The 19,348-nt window shown below is 55.1% G+C and carries 18 protein-coding genes and 1 pseudogene; 16 read left to right on the top strand and 3 right to left on the bottom strand.

Annotation, left to right across the window (positions count from 1 at the left end; all coding sequences use genetic code 11):
- The first annotated feature begins 1 nt into the window (after position 1).
- Positions 2–763, top strand: coding sequence for a DeoR/GlpR family DNA-binding transcription regulator (locus tag CWM66_RS01255; protein WP_007374929.1), 762 nt, complete (start codon positions 2–4; stop codon positions 761–763).
- A gap of 11 nt (positions 764–774) precedes the next feature.
- Here the strand turns inward: CWM66_RS01255 and CWM66_RS01250 are convergent, their stop codons facing one another.
- Positions 775–1,719 (bottom strand): L-lactate dehydrogenase, encoded by a 945-nt coding sequence (locus CWM66_RS01250; protein ID WP_007374930.1) that lies wholly within the window; start codon positions 1,717–1,719, stop codon positions 775–777.
- Positions 1,720–1,872: 153 nt separating this feature from the next.
- On the opposite strand from CWM66_RS01250, the gene CWM66_RS01245 reads away from it, so the two are divergent.
- Positions 1,873–2,328 (top strand): GNAT family N-acetyltransferase, encoded by a 456-nt coding sequence (locus tag CWM66_RS01245; protein WP_090396950.1) that lies wholly within the window; start codon positions 1,873–1,875, stop codon positions 2,326–2,328.
- 70 nt (positions 2,329–2,398) lie between these two features.
- Here CWM66_RS01245 and CWM66_RS01240 read toward each other — a convergent pair whose 3' ends face one another.
- Positions 2,399–3,196: an AraC family transcriptional regulator gene (locus CWM66_RS01240; RefSeq protein ID WP_035885774.1), complete on the bottom strand. Its 798-nt coding sequence runs from the start codon at positions 3,194–3,196 to the stop codon at positions 2,399–2,401.
- A gap of 209 nt (positions 3,197–3,405) precedes the next feature.
- Here CWM66_RS01240 and cfa point away from each other — a divergent pair, with 209 nt between their 5' ends.
- The 6 genes from cfa (at position 3,406) to hemB (ending at position 9,545) form a co-directional block, all read left to right on the top strand.
- Positions 3,406–4,554 (top strand): cyclopropane fatty acyl phospholipid synthase, encoded by a 1,149-nt coding sequence (gene cfa, locus CWM66_RS01235; RefSeq protein WP_007374933.1) that lies wholly within the window; start codon positions 3,406–3,408, stop codon positions 4,552–4,554.
- Between the two features lie 82 nt (positions 4,555–4,636).
- On the top strand, positions 4,637–5,356 hold the full coding sequence (locus CWM66_RS01230) for a (Fe-S)-binding protein (RefSeq protein WP_007374934.1): 720 nt from the start codon (positions 4,637–4,639) through the stop codon (positions 5,354–5,356).
- A gap of 9 nt (positions 5,357–5,365) precedes the next feature.
- Positions 5,366–6,799, top strand: a complete 1,434-nt coding sequence (locus CWM66_RS01225) for a LutB/LldF family L-lactate oxidation iron-sulfur protein (RefSeq protein ID WP_007374935.1) — start codon at positions 5,366–5,368, stop codon at positions 6,797–6,799.
- Positions 6,799–7,494 carry a lactate utilization protein C gene (locus CWM66_RS01220; RefSeq protein WP_107146153.1) on the top strand — a complete coding sequence of 232 codons (696 nt, stop codon included), beginning with the start codon at positions 6,799–6,801 and terminating at the stop codon, positions 7,492–7,494. The genes CWM66_RS01225 and CWM66_RS01220 overlap by 1 nt, the downstream gene beginning before the upstream one ends.
- Before the next feature lie 107 nt (positions 7,495–7,601).
- The gene (locus CWM66_RS01215) at positions 7,602–7,973 is read left to right on the top strand and encodes a helix-turn-helix transcriptional regulator (protein WP_007374937.1); all 372 of its coding nucleotides are present in this window, start codon (positions 7,602–7,604) and stop codon (positions 7,971–7,973) included.
- Between the two features lie 549 nt (positions 7,974–8,522).
- Positions 8,523–9,545 (top strand): porphobilinogen synthase, encoded by a 1,023-nt coding sequence (gene hemB / locus CWM66_RS01210; RefSeq protein ID WP_072438732.1) that lies wholly within the window; start codon positions 8,523–8,525, stop codon positions 9,543–9,545.
- Between the two features lie 263 nt (positions 9,546–9,808).
- Here hemB and CWM66_RS01205 read toward each other — a convergent pair whose 3' ends face one another.
- Positions 9,809–10,678 (bottom strand): LysR family transcriptional regulator, encoded by an 870-nt coding sequence (locus tag CWM66_RS01205; RefSeq protein WP_035885773.1) that lies wholly within the window; start codon positions 10,676–10,678, stop codon positions 9,809–9,811.
- Between the two features lie 104 nt (positions 10,679–10,782).
- On the opposite strand from CWM66_RS01205, the gene sad reads away from it, so the two are divergent.
- From sad to CWM66_RS29180, 8 genes and pseudogenes are all read left to right on the top strand, one after another.
- The gene (gene sad, locus CWM66_RS01200) at positions 10,783–12,171 is read left to right on the top strand and encodes a succinate-semialdehyde dehydrogenase (protein WP_090396941.1); all 1,389 of its coding nucleotides are present in this window, start codon (positions 10,783–10,785) and stop codon (positions 12,169–12,171) included.
- Positions 12,172–12,271: 100 nt separating this feature from the next.
- Complete coding sequence (locus tag CWM66_RS01195; RefSeq protein ID WP_107146152.1) at positions 12,272–13,861, top strand: methyl-accepting chemotaxis protein; 1,590 nt, start codon at positions 12,272–12,274, stop codon at positions 13,859–13,861.
- A gap of 73 nt (positions 13,862–13,934) precedes the next feature.
- The gene (gene glsB / locus CWM66_RS01190) at positions 13,935–14,849 is read left to right on the top strand and encodes a glutaminase B (RefSeq protein ID WP_202626117.1); all 915 of its coding nucleotides are present in this window, start codon (positions 13,935–13,937) and stop codon (positions 14,847–14,849) included.
- On the top strand, positions 14,849–15,211 hold the full coding sequence (locus tag CWM66_RS01185; protein ID WP_035885769.1) for a DUF4186 domain-containing protein: 363 nt from the start codon (positions 14,849–14,851) through the stop codon (positions 15,209–15,211). The genes glsB and CWM66_RS01185 overlap by 1 nt, the downstream gene beginning before the upstream one ends.
- 83 nt (positions 15,212–15,294) lie before the next feature.
- Positions 15,295–16,743 carry a GGDEF domain-containing protein gene (locus CWM66_RS01180; protein WP_107146151.1) on the top strand — a complete coding sequence of 483 codons (1,449 nt, stop codon included), beginning with the start codon at positions 15,295–15,297 and terminating at the stop codon, positions 16,741–16,743.
- Positions 16,744–16,932: 189 nt separating this feature from the next.
- Positions 16,933–17,925 carry a sensor domain-containing diguanylate cyclase gene (locus CWM66_RS01175; protein ID WP_035885767.1) on the top strand — a complete coding sequence of 331 codons (993 nt, stop codon included), beginning with the start codon at positions 16,933–16,935 and terminating at the stop codon, positions 17,923–17,925.
- A gap of 103 nt (positions 17,926–18,028) precedes the next feature.
- On the top strand, positions 18,029–19,000 hold the full coding sequence (locus tag CWM66_RS01170; protein WP_035885766.1) for a diguanylate cyclase: 972 nt from the start codon (positions 18,029–18,031) through the stop codon (positions 18,998–19,000).
- Between the two features lie 144 nt (positions 19,001–19,144).
- A pseudogene (locus tag CWM66_RS29180) lies at positions 19,145–19,285 on the top strand (GNAT family N-acetyltransferase); the annotation flags it as partial.
- Positions 19,286–19,348: the final 63 nt, after the last annotated feature.

Below are 19,348 nucleotides of genomic sequence, written 5' to 3'. Positions count from 1 at the left end.
TATGAAGGGATATAACCGGTTAGAGCAGATAATGGATTACCTGAAAGGGCATAATCTGGTGACGGTGGATCAACTGGTTGCGGCAACCGATGCTTCGCCAGCCACCATTCGCCGCGATTTGATTAAACTCGATCAGGAAGGCGTAATCAGCCGCACCCACGGCGGTGTGACGCTGAACCGGTTTATCCCCTCGCAGCCCACCACCAGCGAGAAAATGCAGCGTAACCTGGCGGAGAAACACGCCATTGCTTGCGCGGCGGCGGCGCTGGTGAAAGCGGGCGACGCCATTGTGCTGGATGCCGGAACGACGATGATTGAACTGGCGCGCCAGTTAACCCATCTGCCGCTGCGGGTGATCACCAGCGACCTGCATATCGCGCTGTTTCTCTCGGAATTTAAGCAGATTGAAGTGACGATTATCGGCGGACGCATTGATGATTCCAGCCAGTCATGCATTGGCGAGCACGGACGCAAACTGCTGCAAAATATCTGGCCGGACTGGGCGTTTGTCAGCTGTAACGGCTGGGATTTTGAACGTGGCATTACCGCGCCAACGGAGGAAAAAGCCGCGCTGAAGCACGATCTGATCGTCAATGCGAAGCGGCGGGTATTGCTGGCCGACAGCAGCAAATATGGCGCGTGGTCGCTGTTTAACGTGGCGAAACTCGATTCGCTGACGGATATCATTACTGACGCACAGCTCAGCCCGGAGATCCGCCAGCAGCTTGAAGTGTTGCCAGGGCGGCTAACCATCGCCGGTTAACCGCACGGGCTTCAGGGCAGGCGGGCGATATTGGCTTTAATGACCGCGACGGAGTGATTGAATTTCGCCACTTCGTCACCTTCCAGTTGTAACTCAATAATCTGCTGGACGCCGCTTTGCGTCAGCACGGCAGGCACGCCAATCGCTACATCTTTTACGCCGTATTCACCGTCGAGAACGCAGGAGATCGCCAGCGCGCGGTGGCTGCCGGTAAAGATATTGCGGCAGATCTCGGCGATAGTTCCGGCAATACCGTACTCGGTACAGCCTTTACGGTTATAGATCTCAAAGCCGTGGCGGCGCACTTTGTCTGCCAGCGCGTCGAAATCCAGGGATTGCCCGGTTTTGCGCAGGTAGACATCGGCAATCGGCGAACCGTACACCGAGGAGTGTGACCACACCGGAAATTGCGTATCGCCATGTTCGCCGAGAATAAACGCATCAATACTCTGTGCGCCAATATCCAGCGCCTGCGCCAGCGTGCGACGCAGGCGTGTGGTATCCAGCCAGACACCGGTGCCGATCACCTGGCTGCGCGGCAGGCCGGAGAGTTGCCACACTTGCCAGGTAATGATGTCGCACGGGTTGGTGGCGACGAGGAAAATACCGTTAAAACCGTTGGCCATCATTGCCGGAACGATGTTTTTGACGATCCGCGCCGTGTTGGTCAGTTCATCCAGCCGCGTCTGGCCCGGCTGTAATGGGCCGCCCGAGACGGTAATGACCGCAATGTCGATATCGGCGCACTCTTCCACCGGGCGCGTGGAGATGGTCATCATGCCGGGCATATACGCGGCGGCATCCGCCAGATCCTGAACGTGGCCTTCCACGCGCTGCTGATTGAGATCGACGAGGATCAACTCCTCGCAAATGTTCTGGTTCAGCAGGGCATACGCGGCGGACGCGCCCACATTTCCTGTGCCGATAATCATCACCTTACGGGCTTTGGTATTCATGCAAATTCCACTAGCAGAGTTAGATATGGGCGTAAATTACCGTTACTTATCCCTGTGATGCAACGCTGCGCCGGAGATATAAATTATTCCTATGACAGCGTCCGTGCTTTGCGCGGTTATTTTTTACAAGGTGATAACAACAAGGAGCACACGATGTACAGTATTGTCGAAGCGAGCGCTTCACAACCCGATGTCATAGCACTGATTGCTGAGCTTGATCGCTACCAGGCGGCGCTCTATCCGGCGGAAAGTAACCATCTGCTCGATCTGGCCTCACTGCCTGACGAGACGCTGATTCTGCGCAAGATCCTCCATCTGGAGCAGGCCGTTGGCTGCGGCGCGGTGGTGCTGAACCACGACGGTAGCGGCGAGATGAAGCGGGTATTTATCGATCCCACACACCGCGGGCAGCAACTGGGGGAGAAACTGATTGCCGCGCTGGAACAGGCAGCAGCAGGGCGCGCCTGCCATACGTTGCGGCTGGAAACCGGCATCGAGCAGCATGCGGCGATAAAACTGTATCAGCGCTGTGGCTACCAGATCCGCGATGCATTTGCGCCGTATCAGCCGGATCCGCTGAGCATTTTTATGGAGAAAGCGCTGGGCTGAACGCATTGCCGCGCACGCGTACAGGCGTCCGTAAGCCCGGTTTGTGGCGTTGCCGTTATTAACGCCACATCTAATAGCGAGTGGGCGGCACGCCGAACATGGCGCGAAAAGCAAAGGTAAATGCGGCCGGGCTTGAATAGCCAAGATCAAGCGCGACCTGCGTGACGCTACGGTTGTTTTTTAACATCACCACGGATTCCAGCAAGCGCACGCGTTTTTTCCATTCGCTGAACGCCACGCCGGTCTCCTTTTTGAAACGGCGCGAAAACGTGCGCACCGACATCCCGCTACAGGAGGCCCACTGCTCAATGCTGTGCGCTTCACCCGGCGTTTTTTGGATCTGGCTGCATACCTTTATCAGCAACGGCGATCCTGGCCATGATATCGACAGACCGGCATCCGGCAATTGCCGAAGTAATGAAATCAGTACCTGCACAAGCTGCGCATCTTCGCCTTCATAATCATACAGTTCCGGTACATTCTGCGTCGCGTAGTGGATAAACTCACGCACGAAATCGCTGACCACCACCACTTTGCTGCCGCTGAAGGCGATGGTTGCGAAACCGGCTTCCACATAAAGGCTTTCCAGCAATACGTCGCTACCGGCAAGAATACGGTGCGGCACATGGGCCGGTATCCAGACGCCATAAAGAACCGGAACCACCAGCGTCTTACCTTCAATTTCCACACGCATATTTCCTTTCCGCGCATAGAGAAATTCGGCGAACGGGTGCTCATGTCTGTCCACTCCCGTATCGCCCGTCAAAGGGTAGCTGCGAAAGTAAACCGGGCGAGGCAAGGTCAACAGTACCGGCGCGGGCTGGCCGCAAATGGGCTGAGGCGGTGGTAACACTAGCTTGGAGCACATAACAACCTGACCTCTATTCGATGAAGTTTGTCTTGATAGCACAGCGCAGGCAGGGCGGGTTTACTGAATAATGACGGGGTCATAAAACTGTTTCGCCCGTCATGAATAATTTACCAGCCATCTGCCTGAGCGATAAGCCTTTTCGCACGTAATGACTGGAGTGACGGGGATATTTGCGACTGGCAGCAAGCTACGTTGAAGGAAAGATGATGGCTAACGAATGTACCGTCGATGCTATCGACAAACCAGACCACTGGCAGCGGATCGTGCAGGAACTGCTATCGCAGGCAGGCATTGTGATTAATGGACCTGAACCCTGGGATATCCGGGTGCATGACACGCGCTTTTTCAAACGCGTGTTACAGCAGGGGTCTCTCGGCCTGGGCGAAAGTTACATGGAGGGCTGGTGGGATTGCAAACAGCTCGACGCTTTTTTTGACAAGCTGCTCCGCGCCCGGCTGGACGAACAGCGCCCCGCCAGTTTTGCCGATCTTCTTCGAATCGCGTACGCGCGGCTCACGAATCCGCAGTCGCGCAGACGCGCCTGGCAAGTTGGCGAAGCACACTACGATCTGGGCAATGATCTGTTTAGCCGCATGCTCGATCCCCATATGCAATATTCCTGCGGCTACTGGAAAGATGCCGATGAACTGTATACGGCCCAGGAGAATAAACTGGCGCTGATCTGTGAAAAACTGCAGCTCAAGCCCGGCATGACGCTGCTGGATATTGGCTGCGGCTGGGGCGGTCTGGCTGAATATGCGGCACGTCATTATGGTGTGCGCGTTGAAGGTATTACGATTTCGGCAGAACAAAAAGCCTATGTCGAAAACCGCAGTGCCGGGCTGGATATTCGCATCCTGCTGCAGGATTACCGCGATCTGGACAAACAATATGATCGTATTGTCTCGGTCGGCATGTTTGAGCATGTCGGTCCGAAAAACTACGCCACCTATTTTAAGGTTGCGGATCGCTGCCTGAAACCGGAAGGCCTTTTTTTGCTGCACTCCATTGGATCAAATAAAACGCAACATAACGTTGATGCCTGGATTAACAAATATATATTTCCTAACGGTTGTCTGCCCTCGGTAAAACAAATCGCTGAGGCCAGCGAGCCTTATTTTGTCATTGAGGATTTACATAATTTTGGCGCTGATTACGATAAAACCCTGATGGCATGGCATCGCCGCTTTAATCAGGCCTGGCCGGAATTATCAGGCAATTACTCAACGAAATTTCACCGGATGTTCAACTACTATCTCACTGCCTGTGCGGGGGCATTCCGCGCCAGAAATATTCAGCTTTGGCAACTGGTACTAAGCCGTGGCGTCACCGGCGGGCTGCGCGTGGCGCGCTAAATACAATATTTATAAGGCGAGACAAAACGCTATCACCGTAAAAAAGAGGCTCTGCCGTTATATTCACTGGAAGCTAAATAATATGAACGTTAATTTCTTTGTTACCTGCATTGGCGATGCGCTTAAATCGCGCATGGCCCGCAACAGTGTATTACTGCTCGAACAGTTGGGTTGTCATGTCCAGTTTCCGGAAAAGCAGGGGTGTTGTGGTCAACCGGCCATTAATAGCGGCTACATTACCGATGCGTTGCCGGGGATGAAAGCGCAGATTGCTGCGCTTGAAATCAACGACGATCCCATTATTTCTCCCGCCGGATCCTGTATGAACGCGATTCGCCACTATCAGGACTGGCTGAGCGATGAACCTGAATGGGCAGCGCGCGCGGCGAAGATTGCCAGCCGGATGGTCGATCTGACCTCCTTTATCGTTAACCAGCTTGGTGTGACGGATGTCGGCGCGCGCCTGCCGGGACGCGCTGTTTACCATCCTTCATGCAGTCTGTTTCGCAAGCTGGGTGTACACGATGAACCGCTGGCGCTGTTACGTGAAGTGCGTGAGCTGGAAATCATCCCCTTTGGCGCCCAGGAAACCTGTTGCGGTTTTGGCGGCACTTTTTCGGTCAAAATGGCCGAGATCTCCGGTGAGATGGTGAAAGAAAAGGTTGCGCATCTTATGGAGGCGAAACCGGATTATGTGATCGGCGCGGATGCCAGTTGCCTTATCAATATTGGCGGACGCTTGCAGCGCGAAGGCCACAACGTTCGTGTGCTCCACATTGCTGACGTGCTGATGAGCCGTTAAGGAAGCAACATGTTTCTCAAAACCAGTAACCTCCCTTTTTATGATCGGGTTCAGCAGCAAATTGACGATCCGGTGATGCGCCATGCCGTTGCCAACGCGCAGGATCGCATTGGCACCAATCGCCAGAAAATGATCGATGAACTTGAAAACTGGCCTGACTGGCGTTCACGCGCTGCAGATATCCGCGCCCATGTTCTCGAGAATCTGGATGCTTATCTCTATCAATTGAGTGAAAAGGTCAGCGCGAATGGCGGTCACGTCTTTTTTGCCGACACCCGTGAAGATGCCACCCGTTATATTTTGCAGATTGCGCAGCAGAAGCAGGCCCGCAAAATCGTCAAATCAAAGTCGATGGTGACCGAAGAGATCGGGATGAATGCCGCGCTGGAAGGGGCAGGTATGGAGGTCGTGGAAACCGATCTGGGTGAGTATATTCTGCAACTGGCCAAAGATGCACCTTCGCATGTCGTTGTTCCTGCCATCCATAAAGACCGCCAGCAAATTCAGCGCATTTTGCGAGAGAAACTGGGCTACGAGGGCCCCGAAACCCCGGAAGCGATGACGCGCTTTATTCGCCAGAAGATCCGCGCTGATTTCCTCAACGCCGATATCGGCATCACCGGATGCAACTTTGCGGTAGCGGAAACCGGGACGCTCAGCCTGGTGAGCAACGAGGGTAATGCCCGGCTTTGTACTACCGTGCCACGGACGCATATTGCCGTGATGGGTATGGAGCGCGTGGTTCCCACTTTCGCTGAACTGGACATCATCCTGACCATGCTGGCCCGCAGCGCGGTGGGCGCCCGGCTGACGGGTTACAACACCTGGCTTACCGGGCCGAAAAAAAGCGCGGAAAGCGACGGGCCTGAAGAGTTCCATCTGGTGATTGTCGACAATGGACGCTCGCAGGTGCTGGGTTCTCCTTTTCAGGATATCCTGCGCTGTATACGCTGCGGTGCCTGCATGAATACCTGCCCGGCCTATCGTCATATCGGCGGGCACGGCTACGGTTCGATTTATCCTGGCCCTGTTGGCGCAGTGCTTTCGCCGTTGCTCGGCGGTTATGACGATTTCAAAAACCTGCCTTACGCCTGTTCGTTATGCACTGCCTGCGATGACGTCTGCCCGGTGCGTATTCCCTTGTCCTCACTGATCCTTCAGCACCGCCGCACGCTGGCGGAAAGCGGAATGACGCCCGCGATGGAGAGACATACCGTACATCTGTTCAATTACGCTAACCGCCATCACTCGCTGTGGAAGGTCGGTATGGTCGCGGGCGCACGCGCGGCACAACTGATGATTCACAACGGGAAGATGCCTTTTAGCATCGCGGCTATCCGCAAATGGACGGAAGCCCGCGATCTGCCTGAAGCGGATGGCGAAAGTTTCCGCAGCTGGTTTAAAACGCATCAAAAGCAGCGTAAAAACGGGGAGGAAGCATAATGGAAAACCGCGATGCCTTCATGCAAAAGCTTGCCCAACGTCTCGGTCGCGAGCCGCGTCAAATCCCTCAACCATTGCCTGTGACGCACTCCGCGCCGCTGAAAAGCCGCTATGCCGGGCAGATTCAGCAGCAGCCTTGCGACAGTTTTATGGAATATGCGACGCAGGTGATGCAGGCTCACTGTGAACTGGCTCCGCTGGCCACTCTTCCTCTGGTTGCCGAACGGCTCTGTAAACATTACGGTGGTGGCCCGATACTGATGAGCGGCGATGCCAGGTTGGCAAACGCGGGCATTACGGCGCATTTGCAGAATGCTTACCCGACAACGTGCTGGGCCTTGCCAGAGAGTGAAGAAAACCTGCGCAATGCTGCCGCCGCCAATATCGGCGTGGTCTTTGCCGAATACGGCCTTTGTGAAACCGGCGGCGTAGTCCTGTTTTCTTCTCCTTTGCAAGGACGCGCCATCAGTCTGCTTCCGCCAACCACGTTATTTATTCTCTATAAAAGCCGCTTACTGCCTGGCGTCACACAACTGGCCCAGGTTCTGCATCAGCGGGTGCAGTCAGGTGAAGCTCTCCCTTCCTGTATTAATCTTATCGCCGGGCCAAGTTCAACGGCGGATATTGAGCTTATTAAAGTGGTGGGCGTTCATGGGCCATTGAATGCGGTCTATTTGATAGTTGAGGATTGTTAAGGCAATTAACAGGACAGGCTGAGATTTACCATCACAATCATTTTTAGTCAGGGATATCTATTATGTAACAGTGATATCCCTGACTCTGCCAATAAAAAGGTGAGGAAATGGGAAAAGAGAGCTCATTATACCTGATGAGTTTAACCATCCAGGATATTCTCCAGTGGATTGAGTGCAATATTGCAGAGCCGTTACCGCTGGGCGTATTAGCGCAAAAATCAGGATATTCTGCGTGGCATTTTCAGCGAGGTTTTAAAAAAATAGCCGGTATGTCGCCAGGAATGTATATACGGTATCGAAAAATGGTTATCGCCCGCGAGTTACTTACCGAAACCAATCGCTCAATTACTGAAATTGCCCTGCATCTCGGGTACCAGCAGCAGTCGACATTCTGCCGGGCGTTCCGGGAACATTATCAGCGAACGCCAAGACAGTATCGCCTTCAGGTTCAGACCGGGATCGTCAAGGGTAATAACTGAGAATATAACGTGCAGTGGGTTTTAATAATTTATCACCGCATCAAGTATTATTTTTTATAGTGATGCGCGAAACATGCGGGTTTTGGGGGCGACAACCACAGAATAAGGAGAGTCTGAAGTGGGGCACAAATAAGGTATTGACCCGCTTATCCTGGCCCCACGGTGTTGGTAATGTTCGCGCTATGTGCGAAAAGCGGAAGTTCATATTTATTCTTATCACTCTAAAACTTTAACAAACACCGGGATATATTAATTCACGGGGCGCAGGCCATTCTCTGTGTATACAGCCTGAGGGTGAATGATCGTTACCCCAGTCTTTCCGGGCAGAGGGATAAATCATGTTTGTCTGGAGTGACAGGATAAAAATCCACGCTGTCGCCGTTGTTCTGACCACGCATACCCATATGATAAGTCTGAAAATTTATTGTCGGGAGCCAAATCTACATCAGTCTTTATTTCGAGGGATTTTAAAGCATAGAATGAAGAACTTTTGTGCAGACCTTTTAACTGCCGTGTAATTCGGTAACCGATGAAGATAAGGTACATTCAGTGACGATAATTATCCCGGATTCATTTCCTGCCCGACGTTTACGCCGTTCCCGTACGCATGCTTTCAGTCGCCGCCTGGTTGCCGAAAACCACCTGACCGTGGATGACCTGATCCTGCCTGTTTTCATTATTGAGGGGAAAAATCAACGACAGGAAATCGCTTCCATGCCGGGTGTGTTCCGCTTATCTCTGGATAACCTGCTTCTGGAAGCTGAGAAGCTTGTTCAGTCAGGCATTCCGGCGGTTGCGTTGTTCCCCTCCCTTGAACCGTCAGACAAATCTCTGTTCGCAGAAGCTTCATGGGACCCGGCAGGTCTGGTGCCACGTGCAGTTCGTGCACTTAAAGGCGCTTTTCCCGATCTGGGCGTGATCACTGATGTTGCTCTTGATGCCTACACCTTACATGGTCAGGACGGCATTATTGATGAAAATGGTTATGTCCTGAATGATAAGACGAATGAAATTCTGGTGAAACAGGCAATGACTCACGCCTTAGCGGGAGCGGATATTGTTGCGCCGAGTGACATGATGGACGGGCGTATTGGTCAAATCAGACGTGAGTTAGAATCTCAGGCGTTACATAACGTCCAGATAATGGCGTATTCGGCAAAGTATGCTTCAAATTATTACGGACCTTTCCGTGAAGCCACAAGATCTGCAACTGCACTGGGTAAAGCGAACAAGAAAAACTACCAGATGGATCCGGCGAATGCGATGGAAGCACTGCATGAAATTGCTCAGGATTTACAGGAAGGAGCAGATATGGTGATGGTGAAGCCCGGATTACCTTATCTGGATATCATCAGGGAGGCCAAACGTAATTTTGGGGTGCCGGTATTTGCCTATCAGGTCTCCGGAGAGTATGCCATGCATATGGCCGCGTTTCAGAACGGTTGGCTCGAAGAAGAGAAAACGATTATAGAATCTCTGGTGTGTTTCAAACGCGCCGGTGCCGATGGCATTCTCACGTATTTTGCCACGCGAGCAGCCGCGTTGCTTAATCGGGGGCGGGGGGAGTACTGACCTGGCCTGCTTCCGGTAAAGTGATATCACGCTGATCTGCTCAGGGCATTGCCATCGATCGGCAGGGCGCAGCCGGAGCAATCCCGGCTTCACCTCACGTTTCAATGTGCGGCCCTGTTCGGAGTATCGGCGCAACTGAGCGAAGCCGCAGTGAGAAGGGGGGAGCTTCGTTTGGGGCAGGTTGAATGATGTTGCGATAGCCAACATCCGCCTGACACAGCGCTCCCCTGATGGCTCAGGATAAATCTGTTGTGGCGCGAGCTTTATCGATCCTGTGAATCGGTATTAAGCAATTCAATAAACGCGTCGAGATGGCGGGTTTTCGCACCGCGCCGCCACACCAGCCAGGTGGTGAGCCAGCGCCAGTTCTCTGACAGCGGCCAGGCTTCCACCTGGTGATGGCCGGGCATGCTTTCCAGCATGCTGCGTGGGATCAACGCCAGCCCGGCGCCGGCAATCACGCAGGCCAGCATGCCGTGGTAAGACTCCATCTCATGGATTTTGCCCGGGGTTGCGCGATCGGCCTGGAACCAGCTCTCAAAATGGCGGCGGTAGGAGCAGTTGGCGCGAAAGGCGTAAATACTGGCGCCGTTAACCTGCGAGGCGCGGGTAATCGTTTCATGGCCGACCGGGGCGACGATCATCATCTCTTCCCGATAGACCGGAATACCTTCCAGCCCCGGATGCATAATCGGCCCGTCAACAAACGCGGCGCTGAGTTGCCCCTCCAGCACGCCGTCGATCATCGTGCCGGAAGGGCCGGTGGCAAGATCAAACTGAATGCGCGGGTAGCGCTGGTTATACTGCGCCAGCGTCGCCGGGATCCGCACGGCGGCGGTGCTTTCCAGCGCGCCGAGTGAGAACAGCCCTTGCGGTTCGTCGCCTGCCACCACCATGCGCGCTTCATCGACCAGCGCCAGAATTTGCTGGCTGTAACGCAAAAAGCTGTGTCCGGCGGGTGAAAGCCGCAGGCGCTGGTTCTCGCGGATGAACAGATCGACGCCCAGGTCGGACTCCAGCTGGCGAATGCGCGTGGTGAGATTTGACGGCACGCGATGCACCTTTTGCGCCGCCTGGGTAATGCTGCCGGTCTGCGCCACTGCGTTAAACATCTCAAGCTGTGTTAAGTCCATGCCATTCTCTCATTGTGAATACTGGAGTTAATATTATTCAGTTTTCAGAAATAACAAACTCGGCCACTATTGCGCAAGTCCTGAACACATTTATGGGAGACGTTATGTCAATTTCCGCGACAACACATGCGATTTCAGTCAATCCGGCCACCGGGGAAACCCTGCGCGCGACGCCGTGGGCGAGCCGCGAAGCGGTGGATGCCGTGCTTGAACTGGCCGCCAGCGGTTATCGCCAGTGGCGGCAGGTCGCCATTGCTGAGCGTGCGCAAAAACTGCGCGATCTCGGCGCGGCGCTCAGAGCGCGTGGTGAAGAGATGGCGCAGATGATTAGCCAGGAGATGGGCAAACCCATTTTGCAGGCACGCGGCGAAGTAAATAAATCCGCCGCGCTGTGCGACTGGTATGCCGATCATGGCCCGGCGATGCTCGGCAGCGAAGCGACGCTGGTGGAAGAGCATCGCGCCACGATTGAGTATCGCCCGCTGGGGCCAATTCTGGCGGTAATGCCGTGGAACTTCCCGCTGTGGCAGGTGTTGCGCGGTGCGGTGCCGATTTTGCTGGCAGGCAACAGCTACCTGCTGAAGCATGCGCCGAACGTGCTGGGATGCGCGCAATTGATGGCGGAGATTTTCGTGCAGGCCGGGATCCCGCAAGGGGTGTTCGGCTGGGTGAATGCCACCAATGAGGGCGTCAGCCAGGCGATTAACGATCCGCGCATCGCCGCCGTCACCGTGACCGGCAGCGTTCGCGCCGGAGCGGCAATTGGTGCCCAGGCCGGTGCGGCGCTGAAAAAATGCGTGCTGGAACTCGGCGGCTCCGATCCCTTTATTGTGCTTAACGATGCCGATGTGGAACTGGCGGTGAAAGCGGCGGTGGCCGGGCGTTATCAGAATACCGGGCAGGTTTGTGCGGCGGCGAAACGCTTTATCATTGAAGAGGGCATTGCGCAGGCGTTCACCGACAAATTCGTTGCCGCGGCTGCGGCGCTGAAACAGGGCGCGCCGGATGTCGAAGAGAACTACCTTGGCCCGATGGCGCGTTTTGATCTGCGCGATGAGCTGCATGCGCAGGTACAGGCCAGTATAAAAGAGGGCGCGAAGCTGGTGCTCGGTGGGGAAAAAGTGCCGGGCAGCGGCAACTACTACCCGGCCACGGTACTGACGCAGGTCACGCCAGCGATGACGGCCTTCCGCCAGGAGATGTTTGGCCCGGTCGCCGCCATCAGTATCGCCCGCGATGCGGAGCACGCGCTGCAACTGGCGAATGACAGTGATTTCGGTTTGTCGGCCACGGTATTTACCGCCGATTCTGCACGGGCGCAGCAGTTTGCTGAACGTCTGGAGTGCGGCGGCGTGTTTATCAATGGCTTCAGCGCCAGCGATGCCCGCGTCGCCTTTGGCGGGGTGAAGAAGAGCGGTTTTGGCCGTGAGTTGTCGCACTTCGGTCTGCATGAATTTTGCAACATCCAGACCGTGTGGAAAGACCGGCTGTAAGCTAAACGCGCCCCGGCGGGGCGCGTCACCTCTGGCTGTCATGGGAGTGTCATGATCCTTTTGTAGACTCACAGCAACTTTGTGGTTATAGAAGAATATCATGAACTTAATGCAAATTTTTCGCCGTATTTTTCGGCGTATTGCTCCACGACAGTTTGGTTTGTTGGCCGGGATTTTTTGCGTTATCGGTCTCTTTTCCGCGCTACAAATCACGTCATCTATCGTCCTTTCCGCGTCGTTACGCGACGCACAAACCAGCGAACAACGAAACCAGCAGGCGCATCGGCAACAGGTACGGGTCGATGAAGCCCGCATTGCGTTGCTGACCGCCAGCGATCTGCTGAACCGTGCGGGCGTCTATTTTATGCAGGATAAAGAGACCGGCTCGGATGGCAGCTGGCACAGCCTGATGGATGAAACCAAAAAAGCACTCGACGATTCACAAAAAGCCTGGCAGGCCTGGCTGGCGCTCAATCCGCCGAAAGACGAGGGGCTGATTAACAGCTACCAGATGTTTTATGGCGCGCTGAAAGAGCAGGCGGACGGGCTGGTAAAAACCCAGTCGATCGACGCGTTTTTCGCCGTACCGGCGCAGGCGTTTCAGGCCGATTTTAACGACAATTACGCCCGCTTCCAGCAGGCCAGCGAAACGCGCGCGGAGCAGGGAAGACAGGCGCTGATGTCGACGCTTGCGCAGTTGCAGCATGTCTTCATGCTGGTTCCGGCATTGCTGTTGGTGATTGCCGTGCTGGTATGGTTTGCCATGTCGCGCTGGGTCATTACGCCGCTGCGCAGACTAATTGCGCATATCAATGTGCTTGCCGCCGGAGACCTGGGGACGTCGTTGCCATCGGTACAGCGTTTTAACCGCGAAATCGATCAACTGGGCATGAGCATCGGTACTATGCAGCAGGGGCTGCAACAACTGGTGATGCAGGTCAGTGATGCCACCTCTTCAATGGTTGAGACCATTGGCAGCCTGGCGGAGGGCAACCAGTCGCTGTATCAACAGTCGGCGAAACAGGCGCAGGAGCTGACCGATGTGACGGAACATATCGCCACGCTGGAGTCGCATGTCGAGGGCAACAGCGGGTTCGCCGAGCAGGCCCGTCAACAGGCGGATGAAGCGCGCAAAGTGGCGGAGGGCGGCGACCGGATGATGGATACGGTGACGCAGTCGATGCGCGAAATCGTCGAACGCTCGGCAGAGATGCGCAATATTGTGTCGATGATCGATGGCGTCGCTTTCCAGACCAATATTCTGGCGCTGAATGCCGCGATCGAAGCGGCACATGCCGGTAATCACGGCCGCGGTTTTGCCGTGGTGGCGAAAGAAGTCGGGCTGCTGGCGCGCAAAAGCAGCCACTCCACACAAACCATTCAGCAACTGATTAATCACTCATTGCAGGGCATTCACGACGGTACCGCTGCCGTCAGCCGTCTGGAAGATAACCTGCAAAAGGTGACCGGGCTGGTGGCGCATTTAAGCGCGGTGCTGAGCGAAATCTCGGCCGCCACGCTGAGCCAGGGGGAAAGTATTCACAAGATGACGCGCCGCCTGCACTCACTGAACAGCGTCTCCCGCCGCACCGATGAACTGGTTTCGACCGCCACCCAGGCGTCTGAGCAGTTGCATTATGATTCTCACCAGCTACTGCAAGCGGTTGCGCGTTTTCGTCTTCCGGCCTGACGCCGCCGGGTAGCTCTGCTATACTCGCAGGCCATTTTTGGCCTGTGGGCAAGGGGTTAACGTGGCAACGGTGATGGGAAATGAGGTTCTGGAAGCGGTGCTTGCGCAGGTTCGTCCGCTGCTGGGACAAGGCAAGGTCGCCGATTATATTCCGGCGCTGGCCTCGATCAGCGGCAACAAGCTGGGCGTGGCGGTCAGTACCGTTAATGGCGAACATTTCCGCGCGGGAGACGCCGACGAGCGTTTCTCCATTCAGTCGATCTCTAAAGTGCTGAGTCTGGTGGTGGCGATGAACCACTACGCGGAAGAGGAGATCTGGCAGCGGGTGGGTAAAGATCCCTCCGGCCAGCCGTTTAATTCGCTGGTACAACTGGAGATGGAGCAGGGCAAACCGCGCAACCCGTTTATCAATGCCGGGGCGCTGGTGGTTTGTGACATGCTGCAAAGCCGTCTCAGCGCGCCGCGCCAGCGGATGCTGGAAGTGGTGCGCAAGCTCTCCGGCGTGCCGGATATCGCCTATGACAGCGCGGTGGCCCGCTCCGAACTGGAACACTCGGCGCGCAATAACGCCATCGCCTGGCTGATGAAATCCTTCGGCAATTTCCACAACGATGTCCCGACAGTTTTACAGAACTATTTTCACTACTGCGCACTCAAAATGAGCTGTGCGGAACTGGCACAAACCTTCCTGTTTCTCGCCAACGGCGGCCATGCCGCGCATATTGAGTCCCCGGTGGTTTCCGCGCGGCAGGCGCGTCAGGTGAACGCGCTGATGGCGACCAGCGGCATGTATCAGAATGCCGGGGAATTCGCCTGGCGCGTCGGTTTACCGGCAAAGTCAGGCGTGGGCGGCGGGATTGTGGCGGTTGTACCACAAGAGATGGTGATTGCCGTCTGGAGCCCAGAGCTGGACGCAGCGGGAAACTCGCTGGCTGGCGTCGCGGTGCTGGAGGCGTTAACGCAACAACTGGGGAGATCCGTGTACTGATGGCTGACTTAACACCGCTGTTTGCGCGTCTGGGGCGTTCCACTTTTCGCTCCCGGTTCCGCCTTGGTGTGAAAGAGCGACAATATTGTGTGGATAAAGGTGCAGAGGTGATTGTCCGCCACGCGGCAGATTTCGTCGCGCAGCGGCTGTCACCCGCCGAGCCGCAAAATGATGGCAAGCAGACCCCCATGCGCGGCCATCCGGTGTTTATTGCCCAACACGCAACGGCCACCTGCTGTCGCGGCTGTCTGGAGAAGTGGCACCATATCGCGCGCGGTTACCCATTAACAGAAACACAACAACAGTATATTGTTGATGTCATTTACCAGTGGCTGGTAATCCAGATGAATTCGCCGCGCTAAGTGCGATCGCGCCAGAGCGCCTCCCGCAGGTGGTAAATGATTTACCGAACGTGGCTCCTGCCAGTGATATGGATTGAGATTTGATGCGTGCATTTTTTTCAACCCCTTTCCGCCCGTTGCGGGAGGAGGCTCCGCTCACTAATGCGGTGGTTATTTTTATCCTGACCACACTGTTCTATTTTCTTGGCGCAATGATGCGCCTTGTCGAAGAACTGTCACTGTTCTGGCCGCTCAATGCCGTAATGGCCGGGGTGTTTGCCCGCTACGCCTTTCTCCACCGCTGGCACTACTATCTTATTAGCTACGCCGCGATGCTGGTTTACGATGCGTTCACCACCGACTGGGGCATGGCGTCGCTGATCATCAACTTCTCAAACATGGTGTTTATTATCACCATGGCGCAGCTTATTGGCGCAAAACGACGCCAGATGCTGAAGACGCCGGAACCGGCCAGTGCCCTGAAGTTGTTTGGTTATTGCCTGCTGGCCGCGCTGCTGTGCGGTTTCGTCGGCGCGATAGGATCGGTTGGCATTAACGGTCATGGGTTCTGGTCGTTGCTGGCCGACTGGTTTGGCGAACAGTTTTCCACGGGTGTGCTGATCCTGCCGGGGGTGCTGACCATGAGCTGGCCGCGCAAGCCGCTGCAATTCTCCCTGCAACGAGGCATGCCGGTTGTCGCCGTTGTCGTCTCGGTGATTGCGTCGGTGGCGATCGGCGGGGCAGGCAGCCTGGCGTTTCCATTACCGGCGCTGATCTGGTGCGCGGTACGCTTTTCCCTGCCGTTTACCTCGCTGATTACGCTGTTGACCGGCGGCGTGGAGATTATCCTCGTCTCCAGCAGCGTGATTGATATCTCGATCGGTTCGCCGATGGAGATCCCGCATATGCTCTCTGCACGCCTGGGGATTGCTACCATGGCGATCTGCCCGGTGATTGTCTCCGTCAGCGTCGAGGCGATTAATCGCCTGATGCGCCAGGTCTCTCTGCGCGCGGATTTCGATTTTCTCACCCGCGTTTATTCACGTTCGGGGCTGTATGAAGCGCTGAACCACGATGACAAACGTTTTGCCGATAAACATTTGTCGGTGATGCTGCTGGATATCGACTATTTTAAAAGCGTGAATGACAGCTACGGCCATGAGTGCGGAGACCAGGTACTGGCCTCGTTTGCGCAGCAGATCCAGCGGGTGCTGGGCGATCGCGGGGTGGTGGCGCGCATGGGCGGTGAAGAGTTTGTGGTGGTGGCGACCACCCTTGATCCGCAGGAAGGTGTGCAACTGGCTGAAACCCTGCGTCTTTCGGTGGCGAACCATCCCTTCCAGTGGCGGCAGCAGACACTGCATTTAACGGTCAGTATCGGTATCAGCAGCGGCAAAACCGATGCCTGGCAGTTAACGGAGATGTTTAATGTGCTGCTGGCGGCCGCTGATGAAAATCTCTACCGGTCAAAAAAACAGGGAAGAAATCGCACCACCCAGAACGATGTTGCGTCGAAACCTTCCGCGACCGCGCCGGTGTTGCTTGATAATTAACTCCGCGTGCTGAGTCCGGACGATTGATGCCAGAAGCAATTAATATCCTTAACTTATTAAATTGCTTGCTACTCATTTTTAAGGTTAATACTATTGACTCCTGTGCGTAGCGGAATGTAACGCGACATGATCGGGTCTGACAATTTGAATAAAAATGAGCGTGTTGCTGGCAGACGTTTTGTCAGGCGAATGTATCTGATGCGTATTCTGGGAACGCTGTTGTGCTTTTTCCCTATTCTTTCCGTTCTGCTCGAATTACAGCGTCCGCTGTGGTGTATTCTCCTCCTCGCTGCAAATGCCTTTCTCTGGCCGACTCTTGCTTTCCTGCGCGCGCGCAAAGCGCAGCTGCCGCTGCAAATTGAGCACCAGAACCTGGTGATCGATGCGGGTGCGGGCGGGTTGTGGATCGCGCTTATGGCGGTGAATCCACTGCCGTCAGTGGTGATTGCCACCATTCTGCTTACCGATCGTTTATCCGCGGGCGGTTTTGTTCTGATGCGCAAAGCAGCGCTGGCGTTGCTGGCGGTATTTATGCTGGCCTGGATTGCACTTGGTACACCGTTCGATGTGATCGTCACCCAGCGTACGATGTTCGCCACACTGCCGCTGATTGGCATTTATATGCTGGCGCTCAGCGTACTGACCGACAGCATGGCGGTGAAATTGCGGATGAAAAGCCGCGAACTGGAGCGCATCGCGATGATGGATCCGCTACTCGATATCGCTAATCGCCGCCTGCTGGAAAAGCGTATCCAGTATGAGCTGGACAAATTGCGCACCACGCCGGGCCACTCATCGCTGATGTTTATCGATATTGATAATTTCAAAGAGGTGAATGACCGGTTTGGTCACAAGGTCGGCGATGCCCTGCTGGTGGCGGTGTCGAAGATTTTGCATATCGCCACCCGCAAAACAGATACGCCCGCGCGCCTGGGCGGCGATGAGTTTGTGATCCTCTTGCCGGACACGCCGCAGGAGGAGGCTCATGCCGTCGCAACGCGCATTATGGATGCGGCGGCCGTGATGACAGTCGTGCAGGAATATGCCTTTAAATGCACCTTAAGCATCGGCATTGCCAGCGCGCTTCCGGGCATGAATGACGTAACTGACTGGTTAAAAGCGGCGGATGACGCGCTGTACCAGGCAAAAAGACTGGGTAAAAACCAGATCTACTCCCACTGACAAACGTGCTGAATAGGCTAAGCTTTACGCTGTATACCGCGAATTGATCGACAGTTTTTCTGTTTGCGGAAACGGCCCGAAAAAATGAAGAGATCGGCATCCTATGCAAATACCTGCTACTCCCGTGGATGAAGAGCAACGTCTTGCTTCACTACACGATTCCGGACTGCTTGAAGGCGGCGTCACTGAGCGGCTTGATCGCCTGACCCGGCTGGCTAAACGCATGTTTAACGTGCAGGCAGCGCTGATTACGCTGTTGGACGAAGATACCCTGTATTTTAAATCCTGTGATGGTTACACCCGTGCAGAAACAGTACCCCGGAAAATCTCCTTTTGCGGGCACGCCATTTTGCACCCGGAACCGTTGATCATCCCGGATAGTGCTCGTGATGAACGCTTTGCCGATAATCCGCTGGTTACCAGTGACAAACCGATCCGTTTTTATGCCGGGCATCCGCTGCGTCTGCCGGATGGTGCGGTCGTGGGAGCGTTTTGTCTGATCGACAATGAACCGCGCGAATTAAGCACTGCTGATCTGGATAGCCTGAAAGATTTCGCCACCATCGTCGAGGATGAGTTCGCGGTGATGAGCGCGGCTACCACCGATGAGCTCACCGGGTTGTTTAACCGCCGCGGTTTCGACAGCCTGGCGAAGTTTGCCATTTACGGCGCTCGCCGCCGGGCGGAGCCGTTAACGCTGGCGTGGATCGATCTGGATAACTTCAAAGAGATTAATGATACCTGGGGACATGCCGAAGGCGATGAAGCGCTGAAAGCGATGTCTTCGGTGATGACTGCCAGCCTGCGTGAAGCCGATCTGCGGGTACGTTATGGCGGTGACGAATTCGCCATTGTCTTTTCCGATACCGACGAGCAGGGGGCGTGGATCGCTATGCAGCATCTGGTCGAACAGGTTGAGGCGTGGAATCAGACTTCCGGAAAAGCGTGGAAGCTGCTCTTTTCCTGGGGCGTGAGCGAGTTTGATCACAACGGTAATGGCGGGCTGCACCCGTGGATTAAAGACGCGGATCAAAAAATGTACGCTATGAAAACACGTAACAACCGCACCCGTTAAGCCATCATAAACACCTGGTGCTGCGGCATGTGTGTTGCAGACAGGTAAACAAGAAAGTGGTTGTTTTATAAGGAAGTAAAATGACCACTTATTCACGCCATCACGAGCGAGACGCTCACTTCCCGTATTTATTCCCTCTGTGAAGTGCCGGACACCGCCACCGGCAGCGGCGTGGAACATTTTTATCAACAATCTGACTGGCAACGCGCCGGCGAAATCCCGCGCTATGCGCTGATGCCGGACGGAAATGTGACGGGTACGACAATTTTTTACAAGCTTATCTAATTTGGTCTAATAAGACGGCCCATTTTGATCAAAACAGGGTTTCATGGTCTAAAAGTCTGGTAA

The organism is Kosakonia sp. H7A (genome assembly GCF_003028445.1).
Lineage (GTDB): Bacteria > Pseudomonadota > Gammaproteobacteria > Enterobacterales > Enterobacteriaceae > Kosakonia > Kosakonia radicincitans.
The sequence above is the reverse complement of the archived record's forward strand: the minus strand, read 5'-3'. Positions and strand labels throughout refer to the sequence as shown.